Annotated in this window: 22 protein-coding genes; 12 read left to right on the forward strand and 10 right to left on the reverse strand. The window is 28.7% G+C overall.

Annotation, left to right across the window (positions count from 1 at the left end):
- The 5 genes from ACTQYZ_RS03400 to ACTQYZ_RS03420 all read right to left on the reverse strand — a co-directional run.
- On the reverse strand, positions 1–93 hold a 93-nt coding region (locus ACTQYZ_RS03400; protein ID WP_441023148.1), incomplete at its 3' end, for a GTP-binding protein.
- Positions 94–192: 99 nt separating this feature from the next.
- Positions 193–1416: a tyrosine--tRNA ligase gene (tyrS, locus tag ACTQYZ_RS03405; protein WP_441022697.1), complete on the reverse strand. Its 1224-nt coding sequence runs from the start codon at positions 1414–1416 to the stop codon at positions 193–195.
- Between the two features lie 12 nt (positions 1417–1428).
- Entirely contained in the window at positions 1429–2865 is a 1437-nt protein-coding gene (proS, locus tag ACTQYZ_RS03410) for a proline--tRNA ligase (RefSeq protein WP_441416034.1), read from the reverse strand.
- Between the two features lie 256 nt (positions 2866–3121).
- Positions 3122–3376 carry a hypothetical protein gene (locus tag ACTQYZ_RS03415; RefSeq protein WP_441022701.1) on the reverse strand — a complete coding sequence of 85 codons (255 nt, stop codon included), beginning with the start codon at positions 3374–3376 and terminating at the stop codon, positions 3122–3124.
- A 5-nt stretch (positions 3377–3381) separates the two neighbouring features.
- The gene (locus ACTQYZ_RS03420) at positions 3382–3696 is read right to left on the reverse strand and encodes a hypothetical protein (RefSeq protein ID WP_441022703.1); all 315 of its coding nucleotides are present in this window, start codon (positions 3694–3696) and stop codon (positions 3382–3384) included.
- A 133-nt stretch (positions 3697–3829) separates the two neighbouring features.
- On the opposite strand from ACTQYZ_RS03420, the gene ACTQYZ_RS03425 reads away from it, so the two are divergent.
- The 3 genes from ACTQYZ_RS03425 to ACTQYZ_RS03435 are packed head-to-tail and all read left to right on the forward strand — an operon-like array spanning position 3830 to position 4821.
- The gene (locus ACTQYZ_RS03425; RefSeq protein ID WP_171020677.1) at positions 3830–3982 is read left to right on the forward strand and encodes a hypothetical protein; all 153 of its coding nucleotides are present in this window, start codon (positions 3830–3832) and stop codon (positions 3980–3982) included.
- Positions 3983–4031: 49 nt separating this feature from the next.
- Positions 4032–4232, forward strand: a complete 201-nt coding sequence (locus tag ACTQYZ_RS03430) for a hypothetical protein (protein ID WP_138269684.1) — start codon at positions 4032–4034, stop codon at positions 4230–4232.
- A gap of 37 nt (positions 4233–4269) precedes the next feature.
- On the forward strand, positions 4270–4821 hold the full coding sequence (locus ACTQYZ_RS03435; protein WP_441022707.1) for a hypothetical protein: 552 nt from the start codon (positions 4270–4272) through the stop codon (positions 4819–4821).
- 212 nt (positions 4822–5033) lie between these two features.
- On the opposite strand, the gene ACTQYZ_RS03440 is transcribed toward ACTQYZ_RS03435, so the two are convergent.
- Positions 5034–5408 (reverse strand): TIGR04086 family membrane protein, encoded by a 375-nt coding sequence (locus tag ACTQYZ_RS03440; RefSeq protein WP_138269686.1) that lies wholly within the window; start codon positions 5406–5408, stop codon positions 5034–5036.
- Between the two features lie 117 nt (positions 5409–5525).
- Here ACTQYZ_RS03440 and recJ point away from each other — a divergent pair, with 117 nt between their 5' ends.
- Genes recJ through ACTQYZ_RS03455 form a run of 3 tightly spaced genes read left to right on the forward strand, consistent with a single transcriptional unit; the run spans position 5526 to position 9056 of the window.
- Positions 5526–7916 (forward strand): single-stranded-DNA-specific exonuclease RecJ, encoded by a 2391-nt coding sequence (recJ, locus tag ACTQYZ_RS03445; RefSeq protein WP_441022709.1) that lies wholly within the window; start codon positions 5526–5528, stop codon positions 7914–7916.
- On the forward strand, positions 7916–8431 hold the full coding sequence (locus tag ACTQYZ_RS03450) for an adenine phosphoribosyltransferase (RefSeq protein ID WP_441022711.1): 516 nt from the start codon (positions 7916–7918) through the stop codon (positions 8429–8431). Before recJ ends, ACTQYZ_RS03450 begins: the two co-directional genes overlap by 1 nt.
- A gap of 16 nt (positions 8432–8447) precedes the next feature.
- Complete coding sequence (locus ACTQYZ_RS03455; protein WP_441022713.1) at positions 8448–9056, forward strand: hypothetical protein; 609 nt, start codon at positions 8448–8450, stop codon at positions 9054–9056.
- A gap of 21 nt (positions 9057–9077) precedes the next feature.
- Here the strand turns inward: ACTQYZ_RS03455 and hemZ are convergent, their stop codons facing one another.
- Genes hemZ through dtd form a run of 4 tightly spaced genes read right to left on the reverse strand, consistent with a single transcriptional unit; the run spans position 9078 to position 12047 of the window.
- Positions 9078–10436, reverse strand: coding sequence for a coproporphyrinogen dehydrogenase HemZ (hemZ, locus tag ACTQYZ_RS03460; RefSeq protein WP_441022715.1), 1359 nt, complete (start codon positions 10434–10436; stop codon positions 9078–9080).
- Positions 10437–11063, reverse strand: coding sequence for an MBL fold metallo-hydrolase (locus ACTQYZ_RS03465; protein WP_441022717.1), 627 nt, complete (start codon positions 11061–11063; stop codon positions 10437–10439).
- Positions 11053–11592: a hypothetical protein gene (locus ACTQYZ_RS03470; protein ID WP_441416035.1), complete on the reverse strand. Its 540-nt coding sequence runs from the start codon at positions 11590–11592 to the stop codon at positions 11053–11055. Before ACTQYZ_RS03470 ends, ACTQYZ_RS03465 begins: the two co-directional genes overlap by 11 nt.
- Before the next feature lie 5 nt (positions 11593–11597).
- The gene (dtd, locus tag ACTQYZ_RS03475; protein WP_441022721.1) at positions 11598–12047 is read right to left on the reverse strand and encodes a D-aminoacyl-tRNA deacylase; all 450 of its coding nucleotides are present in this window, start codon (positions 12045–12047) and stop codon (positions 11598–11600) included.
- Between the two features lie 236 nt (positions 12048–12283).
- Between dtd and ACTQYZ_RS03480 the strand changes: the two genes are divergently transcribed.
- Genes ACTQYZ_RS03480 through ACTQYZ_RS03505 form a run of 6 tightly spaced genes read left to right on the forward strand, consistent with a single transcriptional unit; the run spans position 12284 to position 18451 of the window.
- The gene (locus tag ACTQYZ_RS03480) at positions 12284–12838 is read left to right on the forward strand and encodes a Maf family protein (RefSeq protein ID WP_441416036.1); all 555 of its coding nucleotides are present in this window, start codon (positions 12284–12286) and stop codon (positions 12836–12838) included.
- Positions 12839–12841: 3 nt separating this feature from the next.
- Positions 12842–13516, forward strand: a complete 675-nt coding sequence (radC, locus tag ACTQYZ_RS03485) for a RadC family protein (RefSeq protein ID WP_329383778.1) — start codon at positions 12842–12844, stop codon at positions 13514–13516.
- A 39-nt stretch (positions 13517–13555) separates the two neighbouring features.
- Positions 13556–14254, forward strand: a complete 699-nt coding sequence (gene ispD / locus ACTQYZ_RS03490; protein ID WP_441022724.1) for a 2-C-methyl-D-erythritol 4-phosphate cytidylyltransferase — start codon at positions 13556–13558, stop codon at positions 14252–14254.
- A gap of 9 nt (positions 14255–14263) precedes the next feature.
- On the forward strand, positions 14264–16129 hold the full coding sequence (locus tag ACTQYZ_RS03495) for a thiamine pyrophosphate-dependent dehydrogenase E1 component subunit alpha (RefSeq protein ID WP_441022726.1): 1866 nt from the start codon (positions 14264–14266) through the stop codon (positions 16127–16129).
- Positions 16129–17109: an alpha-ketoacid dehydrogenase subunit beta gene (locus tag ACTQYZ_RS03500; RefSeq protein WP_441416037.1), complete on the forward strand. Its 981-nt coding sequence runs from the start codon at positions 16129–16131 to the stop codon at positions 17107–17109. The genes ACTQYZ_RS03495 and ACTQYZ_RS03500 overlap by 1 nt, the downstream gene beginning before the upstream one ends.
- 19 nt (positions 17110–17128) lie before the next feature.
- Entirely contained in the window at positions 17129–18451 is a 1323-nt protein-coding gene (locus tag ACTQYZ_RS03505) for an E3 binding domain-containing protein (RefSeq protein WP_441022730.1), read from the forward strand.
- The last annotated feature ends 28 nt before the right edge of the window (positions 18452–18479 follow it).

The raw sequence follows: 18479 nt of genomic DNA on the forward strand, positions 1-18479 counted from the left end.
TGCTGCTGTTAATGTTGTTTTTCCGTGGTCTACGTGACCGATTGTACCAATATTTACATGTGGTTTAGTTCTTTCGTATTTTTCTCTTGCCATTTTTATCTTTCTCCTTAAAAATTTAATTATTAATTGTTTAAAATAGCTTATTTACATCAAGTCAATAATACTAAATATTATTATTTATGTCAACGTTTATTAAACAATATTTATTTTATGATATACCTTTTTACCCTTCTTTATTATCATTTCATTATTGTTAAAATCTTCCATTGTTATGGCTTTGTTTACGTCTGTTACTTTTTCATCATTTACGCTGACTCCACCTTGTTTAATAAGTCTTCTTCCTTCGCTTTTTGAAGGGATTAATTTTGCTTTTAACATTATGTCAAGTAGGGTAGGTTCTTCACTTAATTCATCATTTGTAATATCTGTTGAAGGCATGTTTTCACTGCTTACGCCTCCTTTGAAAAGTGCAGTTGCAGCTTCTTTTGCCTTGTCGGCTTCTTCTTTACCATGAACAAGTTCTGTTAATTCATATGCTAATATTTCTTTAGCTTTATTAAGTTCGCTTCCTTGCCATTTTTCCATTTCTTTGATTTGTTCAAGAGGAAGGAATGTAAGCATTTTTAAGCATTTGATAACATCTTCGTCCGCAACGTTTCTCCAGTACTGATAAAAATCAAATGGAGATGTTTTGTTTTTATCTAACCATACGGCACCTGATGCTGTTTTACCCATTTTCTTTCCTTCTGAGTTTAGAAGAAGAGTAATTGTCATTGCATAAGCATCTTTGCCAAGTTTTCTTCTGATAAGTTCGGTTCCGCCAAGCATGTTGCTCCATTGGTCGTCTCCGCCAAATTGCATATTACAGCCATAATCTTTGTATAGTCTGTAAAAGTCATAGCTTTGCATTATCATGTAGTTAAATTCAAGGAAGCTTAAGCCTCTTTCCATTCTTTGTTTATAACATTCAAATGATAACATTCTGTTAACGCTGAAATGAGAACCTATATCTCTTATGAAATTTATATAGTTTAAGTCTCTTAACCAATCGGCATTATTTACCATTAATGCTTTACCCTCAGAAAAATCAATAAACCTGCTCATTTGTTGTTTGAATTTTTCGCAGTTTTCGTTTATTGTTTCAACGCTCATCATTTGTCTTAAATCAGTTCTTCCTGATGGGTCGCCAATCATACCGGTACCGCCTCCTACAAGGGCGATAGGTTTGTTTCCTGCCATTTGAAGTCTTTTCATTAGGCAAAGAGCCATAAAGTGTCCTACATGAAGACTATCTGCTGTTGGGTCAAATCCTATATAAAAAGTGGCTTTTCCGTTATTAATAAGTTCTTTTATTTCTTCTTCATCGGTTACTTGGGCGATTAAACCTCTTTCAACCAGTTCTTCGTATAAAGTCATTTTCTTTTCTCCTTAATATGCTCTTGCAAAGTATGCAAGTTTATCTGCTTTTTTACCACAGCATACGCATTTATCACTTCCGATATCTTCTTGTTTGAAAGGTACACATCTTAGTGTTGCGCCTGTTTCTTCTTTGATTTTATCTTCGCATTCTCTGCATCCACACCACATAGCTTTTACAAAACCAAGAGATTCACTTTGAACTTTTTTGAATTCGTCCATATCTTTTGCAACTTTTGTATGTTCTTCTCTGTGTTTTAAAGCTTTGTTAAATAGATTTTGTTGTATTTCTTCAAGAAGTTCTTTTACTTTTGTTTCTACTTCATCAAGAGAAACAGATATTTTTTCTGAAGTATCTCTTCTTGCAATTACACATTGACCATTTTCAATATCTTTAGGTCCGATTTCAATTCTTACAGGAACACCTTTCATTTCCCATTGATTGAATTTCCAACCAGGTGAATATGAGTTATTATCATCAAGTGTTACTCTATAATCTTTTAATCTTTCTTTTAATTCGTTAGCTTTGTCAAGTACACCTTCTTTATGTTGTGCAATAGGAATGATAACAACTTGTGTTGGTGCAATTTTTGGTGGAAGTACTAATCCGTAATCATCACCGTGAACCATTATTATTCCACCGATTAATCTTGTTGATACTCCCCAAGATGTTGAGTATGCATATTGTTCTTTTTCTTCTTTATTTAAAAACTTAATCTCGAAAGCTTTAGCAAAGTGATCTCCAAGGTTGTGGCTTGTTCCGCTTTGAAGAGCTTGTCCGTCATGCATTAATGCTTCGATTGTGTAGGTAGCATGAGCACCGGCAAATTTTTCTTTTTCAGATTTTTGACCTACAACAACAGGCATTGCAAGGTAATCTTCACAGATTTCTCTGTAAATATCAATCATTTTTAAAGTTTCTTCTTGTGCTTCTTCAAAAGTTGCGTGAACTGTATGACCTTCTTGCCATAAGAATTCGCTTGTTCTAAGGAATGGTCTTGTTGTTTTTTCCCATCTTACAACGTTTGCCCATTGGTTATATAGGAAAGGAAGTTGTCTATAAGATTTTAACCATTTTGCATACATGCTACAAATGATTGTTTCACTTGTAGGTCTAACGCATAATCTTTCTGCTAATTCGTTTTCTCCTCCGTGTGTTACCCATGCAACTTCAGGTGCAAATCCTTCAACGTGTTCTTTTTCTTTATTTAAAAAGCTTTCCGGGATAAGTAACGGGAAATACATATTTTGATGTCCTGTTTCTTTAAATCTTTTATCAAAAGCTTGTTGAATGTTTTCCCATAGTGCATAACCATAAGGACGAATAACCATAAATCCCTTTACGGGGGCATAGTCTACCATTTCCGTTTTAGTTATTACATCTGTGTACCAACGAGCGAAATCTTCACCCATTGGGGTTATAGCTTCTACTTTCTTTTTCTTACCCATTTTCTTTTTCTCCTACATTTTATAATTTTAATCAATTAAATATTATAGCATAAGTATTTATAAAATGCACCATAATTTACTTTTAAAAACCATGAAATAAACATTATTTCTTCCTTTAATGTTTTATATTTTAAAATTAATGAAGTGTATGTATGATAAGACATTTTACATTTGATATTTTTATATGTTTGATTATATTTGCATATTGGTCTTTACCTATTTATATGTTATTTAACTAAAAAGGAAAAGGAGAGGCTTAATAATCCTCTCCTTTTAAAAATTGTTCTTTTGTTAATATTTTATCGTTATCTTTTTCGTTTTTAATATTATGATTGTTGTTATTTTTTATTATGACTTCTCTTACAGTATCGTCATTATTTACAATTACTTTTTTCTTTTCCATTTTTCTGTTCCTCTTTCTTTTTTTATGTCTTTTATTATGTACGTTTGATAAATTCAAATTCTCATCATTTTGAATATTATTCTCATTATTTAATTTTCTTCTTTTCATTTTTTCTACCTTGACTTGTTTTTCTTTACATAAGATTTTAAAAGAGAAAGAACTCTTTCAAATTGTTCCTGCTCTTTCTTTGGTAGTTTTTCCTTGTATTCGAGAATTACTCTTGCTTTTTCTTCGTTGCTTAAATTTGATAAATCTCCGTTTTCTTTTAAAAACTGTCTAAATTTCGGAGCGTATTCTTCTTCAAGTCTTTCTGCCTTTTCCATTACTCCTTTTCTGTTTGCTTCATCTTTTAACTTTTCAAAAGAACTTTCGTTGATATTTAGGCTGTTTGCCATATTTATCATTTTTGAAACATCTTTTTCTTTCAAGTTTTAAACCTCCTTTAATTTTAATTTTGAAATAACTTTAATTATTTCATCACACAATCTTATATAGCCGCGTACTATGAATTAGGAGCTTAAAAAAGCACCTATTAAAATCTATTACTCGGAGGTAATTTATATGTGTAATTTTTTAGATGATTGCTCTTGTGAATGTTTATTAATGTTTTTCTTACTTTTGGTAGTTTTATTTAATGATTGTGAAATGTTCGGCGACGACCCTTGTTCATTACTATTCTTCTTCTTACTATTAATCGTTTTATTTACTGAATAATCAGCTGATAGATATCTTTATCCTATTAATATAAAGGAGGTACTTTCTTTTGAAAGGTAATTTTTTGGATTGTTTGTGTGAAGATGATAATTTAATAATTTTAATCATCCTTGCAATGCTATTTTTATGCGGCGATAATAATAATGATTGTGGCTGCGGGGGCGGTTTCCTAAGAGGCATATTTGATGGAAACAACATAATTCTTATTATTTTAGTATTATTTTTACTTTTCTGTGATGATGAGTGTTAAAAAAAGGGGCCTTGGCCCCTTTTAAAGGAGATTAAATATGGATAGCCCAAAAAACATATCATTTGGTGAAATCCTGGTTTTAATTTTGCTTTATTCTGCATTTGGGGGTGGAAACAATACATCTTACGTAAAAGCAAAATATGTAATTGAAAATTCCAGGGATAATGACAGTTCTATTCAAGCTACAAATAAATACCATAAAAACAAGCATTTATTTACAGATAATTTTAATATACATAATGTGCGAAAAAAGCTGAAATATGTGGATAATTATTTTTCTCATGCACAAAATATAAAAAATAAAACTTTGAGGATAAAAAAAGAGGGAAAACAAGGAACAAATAAATTTTTAATGGAAAGTTTAAAACATTCTCTCGGAAGTGATTTTAATAAAATAGAATCAATGATAAATATGCTTCCTTTGCTTAGCAGTATGGGAGAATTAAAAAATGTTTTTCTTCCTGAAAATATTGATAAAAATGAAAATGAAAAAATTAATGTTTTAGCTGAGCACAATAATAAAGAAAAAGATTTTAAAGGAAATAAAGATTTTGAAAATATTTTGGAGCTTGTTGATTTGCTTTCCTAAAGACATTGCTTGCAATGTCTTTTTTATATTTTACTTTACTATACTATACTTTACTTTTCTTTACTTTTCTTTACTTTACTTTGTTGAAAACTGCATGCAAATTTTAACATATTGCATGCAATTTCGGTAAAACTGCATGCAAAAAGGCTAAATTTGAAGTATTTAAAATTATCGGTAAAATGGATAAATATTATTATATTACCGTAAAATTGTTATTTTTTTAGATTAGCACCGAATATTCCTCCTACGGCACAAAGAAGAATAAATAAAGGTATTTTTAAAAGAAAATTAAAAAAGTTAAAATTACCTTGATTAAGAAAAATATTTAAAACAAGCATAATAAAAAGAAAAATTATACCATTTAAAATACCGTATAGATAACCGTTTTTTGATACGTTTTTTCCTGCGTAAAGACTTGAAATAAACAGCCCCAAATTAAGTAAAATATAAAGTCCCCCTGATTCCACACTTACGGGGAAATCAAAAAAATACATAAAAAGAGAAAATACAAAAACACTGATAACGCAGAATACACACCCTATCATTACTCCATTTAGAAGTTTTTTTATGTTGTTGTTTTTTGTCATGATTTTTAATCCTTTCGTATATTTTATATTAAATATTTATTATTTTATTTTTTAATTCATTACAATATTTGTTTATTATATGTTAAAATTTATTTATATTTTTTAGGGGTTTTAGAATTGGAATATAAAATTTTTAAACAAAAAAGTTCAGAAAACATAAATTATGATTTTATAGAAAATTTAAAAGAACAATTTGATATATCTTATTTGAGTGCTCTTTTGCTTAACATGAAAGGGTTTACTACATTTGGAGAAGTTGAAACTTATCTAAATCCTAAAATTGAAGACTTGTATGATCCTTTTATGTTTAAGGATATGAAAGTATTCATGGAAAGATTAAAGAGAGTAATTTTAAATAATGAGAGCGTTGTTATATTTTCAGATTATGACTGTGATGGGGTAACTTCAAGCATAATACTTTATAAAATTTTGACTTTTATGAAAATTAACGTGCAAATAGTTATACCAAACAGGTTTACAAACGGTTATGGATTAAATACCGAAAGTATTGAAAAAATAATTTCAATTAAGCCTGATTTAGTTATTACAACTGATAACGGAATTACGTCTGTTAAAGAAGTTGAAATTTTAAAAAGTGAAGGTATTGATGTTGTTATTACCGACCATCATACTCCGCCAAAAGAACTCCCAAAGGCTTATGGGATAATAAATCCTAAAGTTGAATCAGATAATTATCCTTTTAGTGAACTATGTGGGGCAGGGGTTGCATTTAAAATAGCTCTTGGAATAAAAAAATATTTTGAGCTTGATTATGATATAAATGAAATTCTTATTTTTGCAATGGTTGGAACAATAGTCGATATAGTTTCTTTAACAAGTGAAAATAGAATAATAGCATCTCTTGGATTAAAAGCACTAAGAAGTACTAAAAATAAAGGGCTTGTTTCTTTAATAAAAAAAGCTGATTTGAATATAGATAATATAAACTGTGGTAATATAAGTTTTCAAATAGGTCCGAGAATAAATGCTGCCGGCAGACTTATTGATGCAAATCTTGCTTGCAAGCTTTTCTTAACGGATGATGACAGCGAAGTAGATATGCTTTCTTCCAAATTGTGTGAATTAAATAATGAACGAAAAGATATCGAAGAGGAAATATTTTCTAAAAGTGAAGAGTACATAGAAAAAAATGACCTTTTAAATAATTCCCTTATTTTATTTATTTTAGGTGAAGATTTTAATGAAGGGGTTATGGGTGTTGCTGCAAGTAAAATACAGGAAAAATATAACCGTCCTGTTGTGATTATGACAAAATCAGAAGAGGGAGTTATTAAAGCTTCATGTAGAAGTATAACAGGTTTTAATATATTTGATTGTTTGAATGAAAGCAGGGATTTATTTATAAAATTTGGCGGTCATTCTGCTGCTGCGGGATTTAGCATAAAAGATGAAAGTCTTGAAATACTTATAAAAAAATCTAACAATTATGCAAAAGAAAAGAAAATAGAAAATCTATTTTATAAAAGAGTATATTATGATACAACTGCAATACCATCTAATTTGAATATTCCATCAGCTATGGAGCTTGAAAGGTTTGCTCCTTTTGGAATCGGTAACTCAAGAAGTGTGCTTTGCCTTAGAAATGTGGTAATTAACAATGCAAGGGCAATAGGTAAAAATTTTGACCACTTAAAATTAAGTATTTTATATAACGGGAATTATTATGATGCCATAGGTTTTTCTATGGGCCACTATGTAAATGAGTATGATTTTACAAAGACCTTTGATATTGTGTTTAATTTATCTATAAATTCATATAAGGGAATAGAAAAACTTCAGTTTGAGCTTAAAGATATTGATTATCACGATATTAATTTAAGGGATTTTGACAAAGCTAATTATTATTACTTTATAAATAATCTTAAATTAAAAGAATATTTTTATCCATGTGAAAATGCTTTAGAATATCCTTTTGAAACAGCTATCGAAGAATATAAAGATAAAGTGTTTGTAGTATATTCTAAAGATACATTTATTAGACTTAATAAATTTTTAAAGTATAAAAAATATGATTATAATATTTCTTATAATAAATTAAATAAGATAGAAGGAAAGATTAATATTTTAGTTTTACCTATAGAAAATATAGGTGAAGATGTTATAATACTTGACAGACCTGAGTTTAACGATTTTGACAATGATGTATTTGAAAATACTTCATATAAATATTTGAAAACATCAAGGAATTTAAAAAGTGTAAGAATTACAAGAGAATTTTTCTTATATTTGTATAAGAAATTTAAGATATTGATGTATACTACAAATGATATTTATGAATTTATGGAAAACATTAGGAATGAAAGTGATGTTGAAATAAATTATTTCACTGTAAGGCTTGCACTTGATATAATGAAAGAAATGAATATATTGAATTATTCTCTTAAAAATGATAAACTTAGTCTGTCGTTTAATAAGATAACAAAAAAATCAGATATAAATAATACGAATATAATGAAAAAATTAAATTTTAGATTGGGGAGATATTAATGGATTTAAAGAGTAAAATTAGAGTAATTGAAGATTTTCCAAAGGAAGGAATAAGTTTTAAAGATATTACAACACTTGTAAAAGATAAAGATGCTTTAAAAGAAACAATAGATAGACTTTGTGATTACATTCCAAATGATGTCGATTTAATTGTAGGACCAGAATCAAGAGGTTTTATTTTCGGAACTGCAGTAGCTTATAAAATAGGAGCAGGTTTTGTTCCTGTAAGAAAGCCTGGTAAATTACCTGCTGAAACATTAAGTTATACTTATGATCTTGAATATGGCACTGATACAATCGAAATTCACAAAGATGCTATAAAAAAAGGTGATAAAGTTGTAATCATAGATGACCTTATTGCAACAGGTGGAACTTTAGAAGCGAGTGCAAAAGCTGTTGAAATGCTTGGGGGAGAAGTTGTTTCAATAGTTGCATTAATGGAACTTACAGGTTTAAATGCAAGAGATAAATTAAAAGCATACGATGTTCATACATTGGTTGAATATGAATTTTAAATAGGAAGTGAGTTTTATGGATTATTTTATGATGTCGCCACAGATTCTTAATTCAATATATTTGGGTTGTGTATATGTGGCTTTGGTTGGAATAATTATTTTTGCCTTACTTAAAATAAGAAGAATAAAAATAAATAAGGGTAAACCGAATTTAGATGAAAATATAGTTCAAAATAACAATCCTTCAATTTTAACCTTAAGTTCTAATAAGTTAAGTACATCTTTAACCGTAAGATACTTTTCTATTTTTACTATATCAGGTTTCTTGCTTGTATTTGGATTTATGGGAATGCAGACACTTAAAAATAACATTACAATGAAACCAAGTTTTGTTATAAGTGTACTGCTTGGTTTTACAGGACTTGTTATTTTTGCTCTTGTTGAATATGCTGTTGATTTAATGGTTAAACATGATGCAATTTTCTCTGCAAATACTGTTGGTTTAGAAGCTTTAGTTTATAAAGATATAAAAGCCAAAAAAGGCGGTACGGGAAAAGTAAGACTTTCAATAAATGATAAAGTTGTTGAATTTGATGCCGTAACAAATGCTGAAGTAACCTTGAGAAAAGGTGCAAAAGTAACTATAACAAATTCGTTAAGCGATACCAGTGTGGTGGTAGAATAAAAAAACGCCTTTTTAGGCGTTTTATTTTTTTAATAAATAAATATATTCATGTTCTTTTCTTTTTATTATTTCTGATATTTCCTTTATATATATATTTGTATCTTTTGTTGTATCGACTCTATATGTTTTATCTTCATTTTTTACATATACTTTTCCTGCCCCACCGGCTCCAATAGCAATTACACTGCTTTTATTTTTCATTGTTTTTATGTTGTATATACATTCTTTGCCTTTTTTTGCAAATCCAACATTTTCTCCCATACATAAACTTTGCTTTTGTTTGTATAAATAGTATGGATTATATTTATTTTCTTCAAGCAAATCAAAGCATTTCTTTTGGATAGAATAAAAATTTTCATTTTCAAATTTTATATGTTCTAATTCGCTTGCTCTTTTAAGTGCGAGTGTATGTATTGTTATATTATCTGCATTTAAATCTACAAGTGTCTTTACTTCATCAAAAAAGGATATAATATCTTCTTTGTTTAGTCCCATGATTAAGTCGCAGTTAGTAATAAAGTCGTATTTTTTTATAAGTTCAAAAGATTTAAAGAATTCTTCTTTTTTTATTCCTCTGTTACATAAATTTAAAACATCTTCATTAAATGACTGCGGGTTTAAGCATATTCTTTTTACGTTGTTTTTTTTTAATATTTTTAATTTTTCATCTCTTACGAGGTCTGCTCTTCCAAGTTCAAAAGTAAATTCAATATCAGTATTTATATATTTATTTATACTTTCCATTAACATTTTAAGATTATATTCATTTAGTATTCCCGGAGTACCTCCTCCTATATATATGGAGTCTAGTTTGGTTTGTGTTTTATCTAAAATGTTGCTTATGGATTTTATTTCTTCTATTAAGTATTTTGTATAATCTGTTAGAATGCTGTTTTCTTCTTTTAATATTGTTGAAGGGAAAGAACAATAAGAGCATCTTTTAGGGCAGAAAGGAATATGGATATATAAACTTGCCAAATCATCGTTTATAAGTTCTTTTTGTGTTTGTTTTGTTTTAATTAATAGTTTTATTTTATCTTCCCTTACAAAATAGTATTTTTTTAGAATATGTATTATTTCTTCTTTCGATTTGTCTTTATACATATTTAAAATGTTAATGGGTTTTACTCCTGTTAAAACTCCATAAGGGAATGATTTTTTTGTTTCTTCTTTTAAAACTTTATAAACAAGTCTTTTGGTGGTATTTTTTTCAGATATTTTAATTTCTTCTTTATAGATATTGTTTTTATACTCTAAATAAATAAAATTACCCTTTGAGTATAATTTCATATAGATATTCTTATACTCTTCAGGGTAAAACATTTGTAATATTTCACGAACGTGAATTTCTTTTATGTTATTGTCTGTTGTTATATTCATTTATGCTCTGAAAAATCCGTTTAGTTTCTTTTCGTCTTCTATTGTTGTAGGTTCTCCATGTCCTGATAGAAGAGTGTAATTTTTATCAAGAGTATAAATTTTATTTCTAATTGAACTTTCAAGCTCAGTAATGCTTCCACCATATAAATCTGTTCTTCCGATTGAACGACAGAATAAAGTATCTCCACAGAAAATTACGTTTTCATCATCTATTTTATAACAAACCCCGCCTTTAGAATGTCCCGGAGTAAAAATAACTTCGATTGTGCTTCCTTCAAAGTCTATTTTTTCTTTGTCAAAAACAAATTCATCTGCATCTTTTATTGTGATATTCATTCCCATCATAAGAGCTGAACCGTTTTTATTTGGGTTAGAAAGCATTTCACTGTCATTTTCATGAATATATACTTTGGCACCTGTTGCGTCTCTTACCATATCAACTCCTGCAATGTGATCAAAATGCCCGTGTGTTAAAAGTATTTTTTCTATGTTTAAATTTTCTTTTTTTATATAATCAATAAGTCTTGTATCGTTATGTCCGGGGTCAATTATAATTGATTTATCATTTTTTGTTACAATATAACAATTTGTGCCTACGGGGCCAAGTTGAAAAGCTCTAATATCCATTTTCTTTGTTCCTTTCTTCTAACTTACAAAGAATGCAACTTCCTTTTGTAAGAAAGCTTTCTTTTTTATAATATTGTATCATATCAGGTTCCAATTCTTGCAGAATTGCCATATGTTTTTTACAAAGAGTTTTTCCATAGTTTTCAAGATATTCTTTTGGGATATCTGTTTCGTATAACAAAGGTTCCCTTTGTATATCTTCTTCACATATTACAATCATATATGCTTGATCCTCGTCGCTATAATCCGTTACAAATTTAAAAGATATGTTATTTTTTGTGAAGTATTCAACCAAATATGTTTGGATTTCATCATCTGTCATTTCGCTTACTATAATTTTTTTTATAGGAAGTTGCTTGTTTATTTTTTCAATAAAATAAGTAACGGATTTTGTATCAGCTATATCGCCTTTAAAATAGCAATATATTTCGTCTTCAAATACTCCAAGAATTCTTCTTGTTTTGCAGATATTATCTATCATTAAATCATTTTGTAAAAATTCATGAACGTCTAATCTTTCTTCACCCATATTAGTTACTCCTTGTTGTTAGTATCGTATATAATGGTAACGGGTCCGTCGTTATTTATTTCTACAAGCATATCCTCCCCGAATTCGCCTTTTTTTACTTCAATACCTTCTTCTTTTATTCCATTCATAAAATATTCATAAAGTTCATTTGCTTTTTTAGGTTCCATTGCTTTTGTAAAGCTTGGTCTGTTTCCTTTTTTTGTGCTTGCGGCAAGAGTAAACTGAGATATAATAAGCATACTTCCGTTTACTTCTTTTATGGATAAATTCATTTTACCTTGATTATCTTCAAATATCCTTAAATTTGATATTTTTTTTATTAAATAATTAGCATCTTCAAATGTATCATTTTCTTCTGCACAAAACAAAACATTAAAACCTATTCCAATTTCGGAAATAACTTTGTTATTAACGCTTACTTTTGAATTTTTTACTCTTTGAACAACAGCTTTCATAAATTTTTACCTCTAAGATATAAAATTCTTCAAATTTTAACAACGAGTTATTATACCATTTAAGAATATGAAAGTCCATAAAATAAAATTTATTTAATTTTAATTTTATTTTACGCTTTTAAGGAATTATACTATAAAATCTTTGTAAAACATATAGTTTAAACACACTTTAATAAAAGCATAATGCTTGAAAGAAGCCTTATTTTTTGGTATAGTTATCACAAGTGAGGATTTTTATGAAAAACATTATTTTAGCTTCAAAATCACCGAGAAGAAAAGAAATTTTAAGTATGTTAAATGTTCCTTTTGATGTTATTGTTTCTGATTGCGATGAAGAATTTAATTCACTATTATCCATTGAAGAAAATATAAAAAATGTTGCATATCAAAAGGCTTTAAGCGTATTTGAAAATCATAATGACAGCATTGTAATAGGTGCAGATACGGTGGTCTATTTAGATAACGAAATACTTTTAAAACCAAAAGATAAAGATGATGCAAGGAATATGTTAACAAAGCTGTCAGGCAAGTCTCATTATGTTATAAGCGGGCTTTGTGTTATGAATAAAGACAAAGTTGTAAAGACTTTTACAAAGACAGTTGTTACATTTAAAACAATGACAAATGAAGAAATAGAAGAGTATATAAGTACATCAGAACCTTACGATAAGGCCGGTGGGTATGCTGTACAAGGACTTGCAAGTAAGTTTATAAAAGAAATAAACGGTGATTATTTTAATGTTTTGGGACTTAGTATAAGTACTCTTTATGATATATTAAAAGAGTTTTAAGATATGAAAGATGATAAAAATATTATTAACGAAATAGAAGAAAAGATGAATAGAGAAGGAGTTGTCAGTTTAAGTGATGAGCAACTTTTGTCTTTATTAATAAGGAAAGGTGATTCAACCAAAAGTGTGATTGAGTTATCGAAAAATATAATAAGAAGATACGGCAGCTCCATAAGTGATTTAATGGGTATAACAAAAGAAGAGTTGATTAAAGATAACCCTGGAATGACGGATTTAAAAGCAACAATTCTTTTATGTGCCATTGAAATGGGTGCAAGAACTTATCTAAAAAAAGAAAAATCTAAGTATATTTTTTGTACTCAAGATATTTTAGACCTTTTAAGTTATGAAATGTCATTTTTAAACGAAGAACATTTTAAGGTAATACTTCTTAATACAAAGAATATGATTATAGATAATATTTTGATTTCTGTTGGAACAATAAATACATCTTTAGTTCATGTAAGAGAAGTATTTAAGAATGCCATAAAAAAGAATGCAAACTCTATTATACTTGTTCATAATCATCCAAGCGGAAACTCTATGCCATCAAATGAAGATAAAGTTTTAACTAAAAGACTTTATGATGCAGGAGAACTTCTTGGAATAAAGGTTTTAGACCATGTGATAATAGGTAAAGATAATTACTTTTCCTTTATGGAAGAAAATATGATATAATATTATATTATATTATTTATTCTATGGTTGGGGTAAGATATGAACGAAGATTTTGTAAGTGTAATTATTCCCGCAGCCGGCAGAGGAACCAGAATGGGTAAAAGTATAAATAAACAATATATTTCACTTGATAATAAAGCTATACTTACTCATACAATAATGGCTTTTGATAATTGTCCATATATTGATGAAATTCTTGTTGTTGTTGCCGCAAATGAGGAAAAATTATTTAAGAATACAGTTTTAAAAGAATATAAAATAAAGAAACCATATAAAATCGTTGTTGGAGGAAGTACAAGACAAGCTTCCGTATATAACGCAGTAAAAAAAGTAGATAAGAGATGTACCATTATTTCCGTACATGATGGTGCAAGGCCTCTTATATCAAATAAAGAAATAATTAATACGGTTTTAGGCGCAAAAAAATTTGGAGGCTGTGTACTAGGGGTACCTGTAAAAGAGACTGTAAAGCAAGCTGATGAAAAAGGTTTTGTTTCAGCTACCGTAGAAAGAAGTACTCTTTATAATATTAGAACACCACAGGTTTTTAAAGCAGATATTTTAAAAGCAGCTTTTGAAAATGCAGAAAAAAAAGGAATAATCGGAACTGACGATTCATACTTGGTAGAACAATATGGCTTGAAAGTAAAAATAATTAAAGGTTCTTATAATAATATAAAAATAACAACACCGGAAGATTTAATCTATGCTCAAGAGATTTTATCCAGCAGAAAATAGGGGGTAAAAATGAATATAAACAACCAAAAAATTGTTGAGTTATTTTATAAGATGTTAAAGGTTAGAGTTTTTGAAGAAAAACTTGCCGATTTATATGAACAAGGAAAAATACATACGAATTTATATTTATCCATAGGACAAGAAGCCGTAAGCGCAGGTGCTATGGCAGCAATAAACGGAAAAGACAAAGTTTTTACTTCTCATAGAAACTTTGCTGCTTCAATATGTCTTGAAATGGATATAGAAAAAATGTTTAGAGAGATAATGGGAGTTGACGGAGGATATACTGATGGTATAGCAGGTCCTGGATATTTTGCAGATACAGAGTCTGATATTTATGGAGCTTCTGCTCTTCCTGCAGGAAATGTTTCTGTTGCAACAGGTGTTGCAATGGGAGAAAAAATACACCATACAAATAATATTGTAGTATCTTTTATAGGAGATGGCGCAGTAAATGAAGGTGTATTTTCTGAAAGTGTAAATATGGCTTCAATGTTTAAACTTCCTATTATTTATCTTGTTGAAAATAATGCCTATGCTAAAGGGCAAAGTTTTGCAAAAATATCAACCGTAAAAGATATTGCTTCCCGTGGTAGCAGTTTTTCAATTCCGGGGATTATTGTTGATGGAAATAATGTTCTTGATATGTATGAAGCAATGCTTACAGCGGCAAGTTATGTAAGAGGAGGGAAAGGACCTATTATCCTCGAAGCTAAAACTTATCGCTTCAGTGGTCATCATTTGGCAGATAAAGCTTTATACAGAAGTTCAAAAGAACTAAGAGCTTGGTTTGAAAAATGTCCTATAAAGCAATTAAGTAATTATATGCTTAACAATATGGTAGGCGTTGACGATGATCTTCAAATGATGAAAGACAGTATCTCTAATGAAATGGACAGTATAATAAATAAAATATTAAGCGAAAAAGAAATTAAAAAAGAAGAAATAAAAGAAAAAGAAGAAGAAAAAATATCAAAGAAAACTCAAATTGAAGAGGAACTAAAAGCTTTATTAGAACAAAAGGAATTTTTAAAACAAGCCGATACTTCTGTTATGATAGAAGAACCCAAACTTAAATCTTCAATTCAATTTGATGATGAAGAGTTATTTGGTGATGAAGAAGAAATAAGAGCAAATGATAAGGTGTTTGAAGAAATAAGACAGCTTAAAAATATTTTCCCTGAAAGAGATGATTCTCCTAAAGAAGAAATTAAGGTTGAAGATATATTAAAGAATGGACATACTCATACTTTAATATCAAATACTGATGGTTTTGCAGATGTTGATTTTAGAGACAGCTTAAAGAAAAAAGCTGAGAAAAATGCAAAATACGAAGAGGAAGATATTGTAACAGAAGAAGAGAAAAAATATATTGCTGACGCTGAAACTGTTCTTGATAATATATTTAAAGAAATAGACGAAGAAGAAAAAAAATATCAAGATGAAAACAGTGTAGGACAAGATGATGAACTTTATAATATTGTAGATGGATATGAAGATGAAGATATCCAATATGTAAATTCTTCTTATGATGACAGTGAAGATTATGAAAGCCTTAGAACTCAACATGAAAGTAATTATAATGAAGAGGTAATAGAAAATAAACAAGAAGAGCCTTTTGATGAGGAAAAAGCCTTACTTGAATACAATGTTGATGATGAAATAATCAATGAATACATGAGAAGGGTAAATGACAGTATAAATCAAAAAGAAGAAATCCCATCCAAACCTTTTAGTATGCCTGATAATAGCAATGATAACATAATAGATATAAGTGATGGAAATAGTTCAAATAACATCTCTAAACTTCATAATATGCTTAAAATAGATACAGATGAAGACTCTGAATTTGATTTCTTTGGGGAGGATAAATAATGATAGAATTAACTTTTAAACAAGCTATAAAAAATACTCTTCTTTATGAATTAAGAACAAACAGAAATAGTGTTTTTGTATCTCAGGATATTGGAGTTTTTGGAGGTGAATATAAAGTTAGTAAGGGGTTTGATGTTCAAATACCTGAAGAAAGAATTATAGAAGTTCCAGTAAGTGAAAATGCTTATATTGGTTCAAGTGTTGGACTTAGTTTAAATGGATTTAATGTAATAACAGAAGTTCCAGGATGTAAATTTTTACTTCGATCTCTTGATCCAATCGTAAATTATGCATCAAAACTTCCTGCAATGGGAACAAATATACCGGGAAGCCTGCTTATAAGATGTCCTATTGGTTATAGCGGTTATACAGGTATACAAGATAATGAATCTATAGAGTCGGTTCTTTCATATTTTCCTGGAATAAAAGTTCTTTATCCTTCAAATCCTAAAGATGCTATTGGAATGCTTAGAAGTGCTTTTTTGGAACACGAACCTGTGATATTCTTTGAAAATAAAAATCTATATGATACAAAAGGTGAAATAAGCGAAACCAAAGAAGAAAAAATTCCTTTGGGTAAAGCTAATATTACAAGAGAAGGAACAGATATAACAGTCATTACTTACGGCAGCATGGTAAAGGAAGCAATGAAAGCAAGCGACGTTGCGTATATGAGTAACGTAAAAGTCGAAGTTATTGATCTTAGAACAATAAAACCTATCGATTTTGATACAATTATAAAATCTGTTAAAAAGACCGGCAGGGTAATTATTATGTCTGAAAGTTATAAGAGCTGTTCTGTTGGAAGTGAAATTGCAGCAACTCTCGCAGAAGGAGAAGCTTTTGATTATTTAGAAGCTCCAATAGTAAGAATGTGCAGTGATGATAAATTCCTTCCTTTTAATCCGCAGAAAGCAAAAGAAATTCTCCCAAGTTCAGGAAAATTATTAGAAAAAATAATGCAATTAGTTGAATACTAATTTAGAAAGGGGTATACATATGACAAACTTAGGAAATTCAAAACAAAAAGCAAGTCCCGCAACAAGAAAGTTAGCTAAAGCTTTGGGAATTGATTTATCAGATATTGAAGGAAGCGGCGAAAACGGACGTATTGAAGCTAGTGATATTGAAAAATATTTAAGGGATAAAAAGAAAGTTGATAATGAAATATCTGATGATGTTTTTGTAAAAAAAATGAATGAATATGATGAGTTTAAGATTTTGGAACAAAGAATAAATATGATAAATAGTGAAGAAGATATAGATAATTTTGAAGAAGAATCAAATGCAATCTATACAAATACAAATACACAAAAACCTTCAAAAGAAATAGATAATGCAGATTCTGATATAATTCAATTTATGATAAAACATCAAAATGATATTTATGATGATGAGGGAGAAGCTCCAAAAGATATAATTGTAAATTATGATCAAAATTCAAATACCATAACAAGTGAATATACAACACCTGTAGAAACAAGAGAAGAAAGAGAAGAAAAAAGCGATAGTATTGAAAAGATGAACAGAGACGAGCAAGCTCATTATTCTCCAATAATTGAAGAAGTTGTTTCTAAAGAATTTGATGAGGAAGGTAAAGAAATTCCTGTTGTTCCAGTTGAAAATAATGTAGTTCATCAAGTTGTTGTACCATTTGAAGAAGATCCTGATGATTATCCTGATACTGAAAGAGAAATAAATGAAAGTTTTGGTAAAAGGGTTATTATAACATTAAATGATGATACAAGCAGTTCTGTTGTAATTAATAAAGAGCCTGTAGATGTTGAAGAAGATACAAAACAAAATCAAGTTGTAATTGAAACTCATACACATAATTCTGTAAGCATGGGAATAAAAGCACATTTAAATTTAGTAAAAGAAATGTTAGCTTCTTACTCTGATTTAAGTGAAAGAAAAGTTTTTAATACAATAGTAAAATCTATCGTATTTTCTCTTGATAAAGTAAAAATAGATTCTTTTACAGGAAAAATAAAAATTTGTAAATTCCATAATAATGAACTTACAGAAAAGAAAATTGAAGGTGTAAATGAACTTACTGTAAGTCAAATGGATAAAAATATGGTAGATATTGAAGATGGAGAAGATATTGATTATATTATTACAGACATGACTCCTTTAAATATTGACTATTATTATCCAAAAGCTTTTGAACAAAAGGTTGATATTACAGTTTTAATCAAAGAAGATTATGTAAAAGTATATATCAATGCTTGTGAAGATTTAATGAGTAGTATGCAATGTGCAAATGTTTTATCAACAATTAAATCAGTTATTAATAATCCAAGTTTAATGCTTGTATAAAAGACACTTTTAAGTGTCTTTTTTTTAT

It is taken from the genome of Anaerofustis sp. LCP19S3_F7, from assembly GCF_052119445.1.
Taxonomy (GTDB): domain Bacteria; phylum Bacillota; class Clostridia; order Eubacteriales; family Anaerofustaceae; genus Anaerofustis; species Anaerofustis butyriciformans.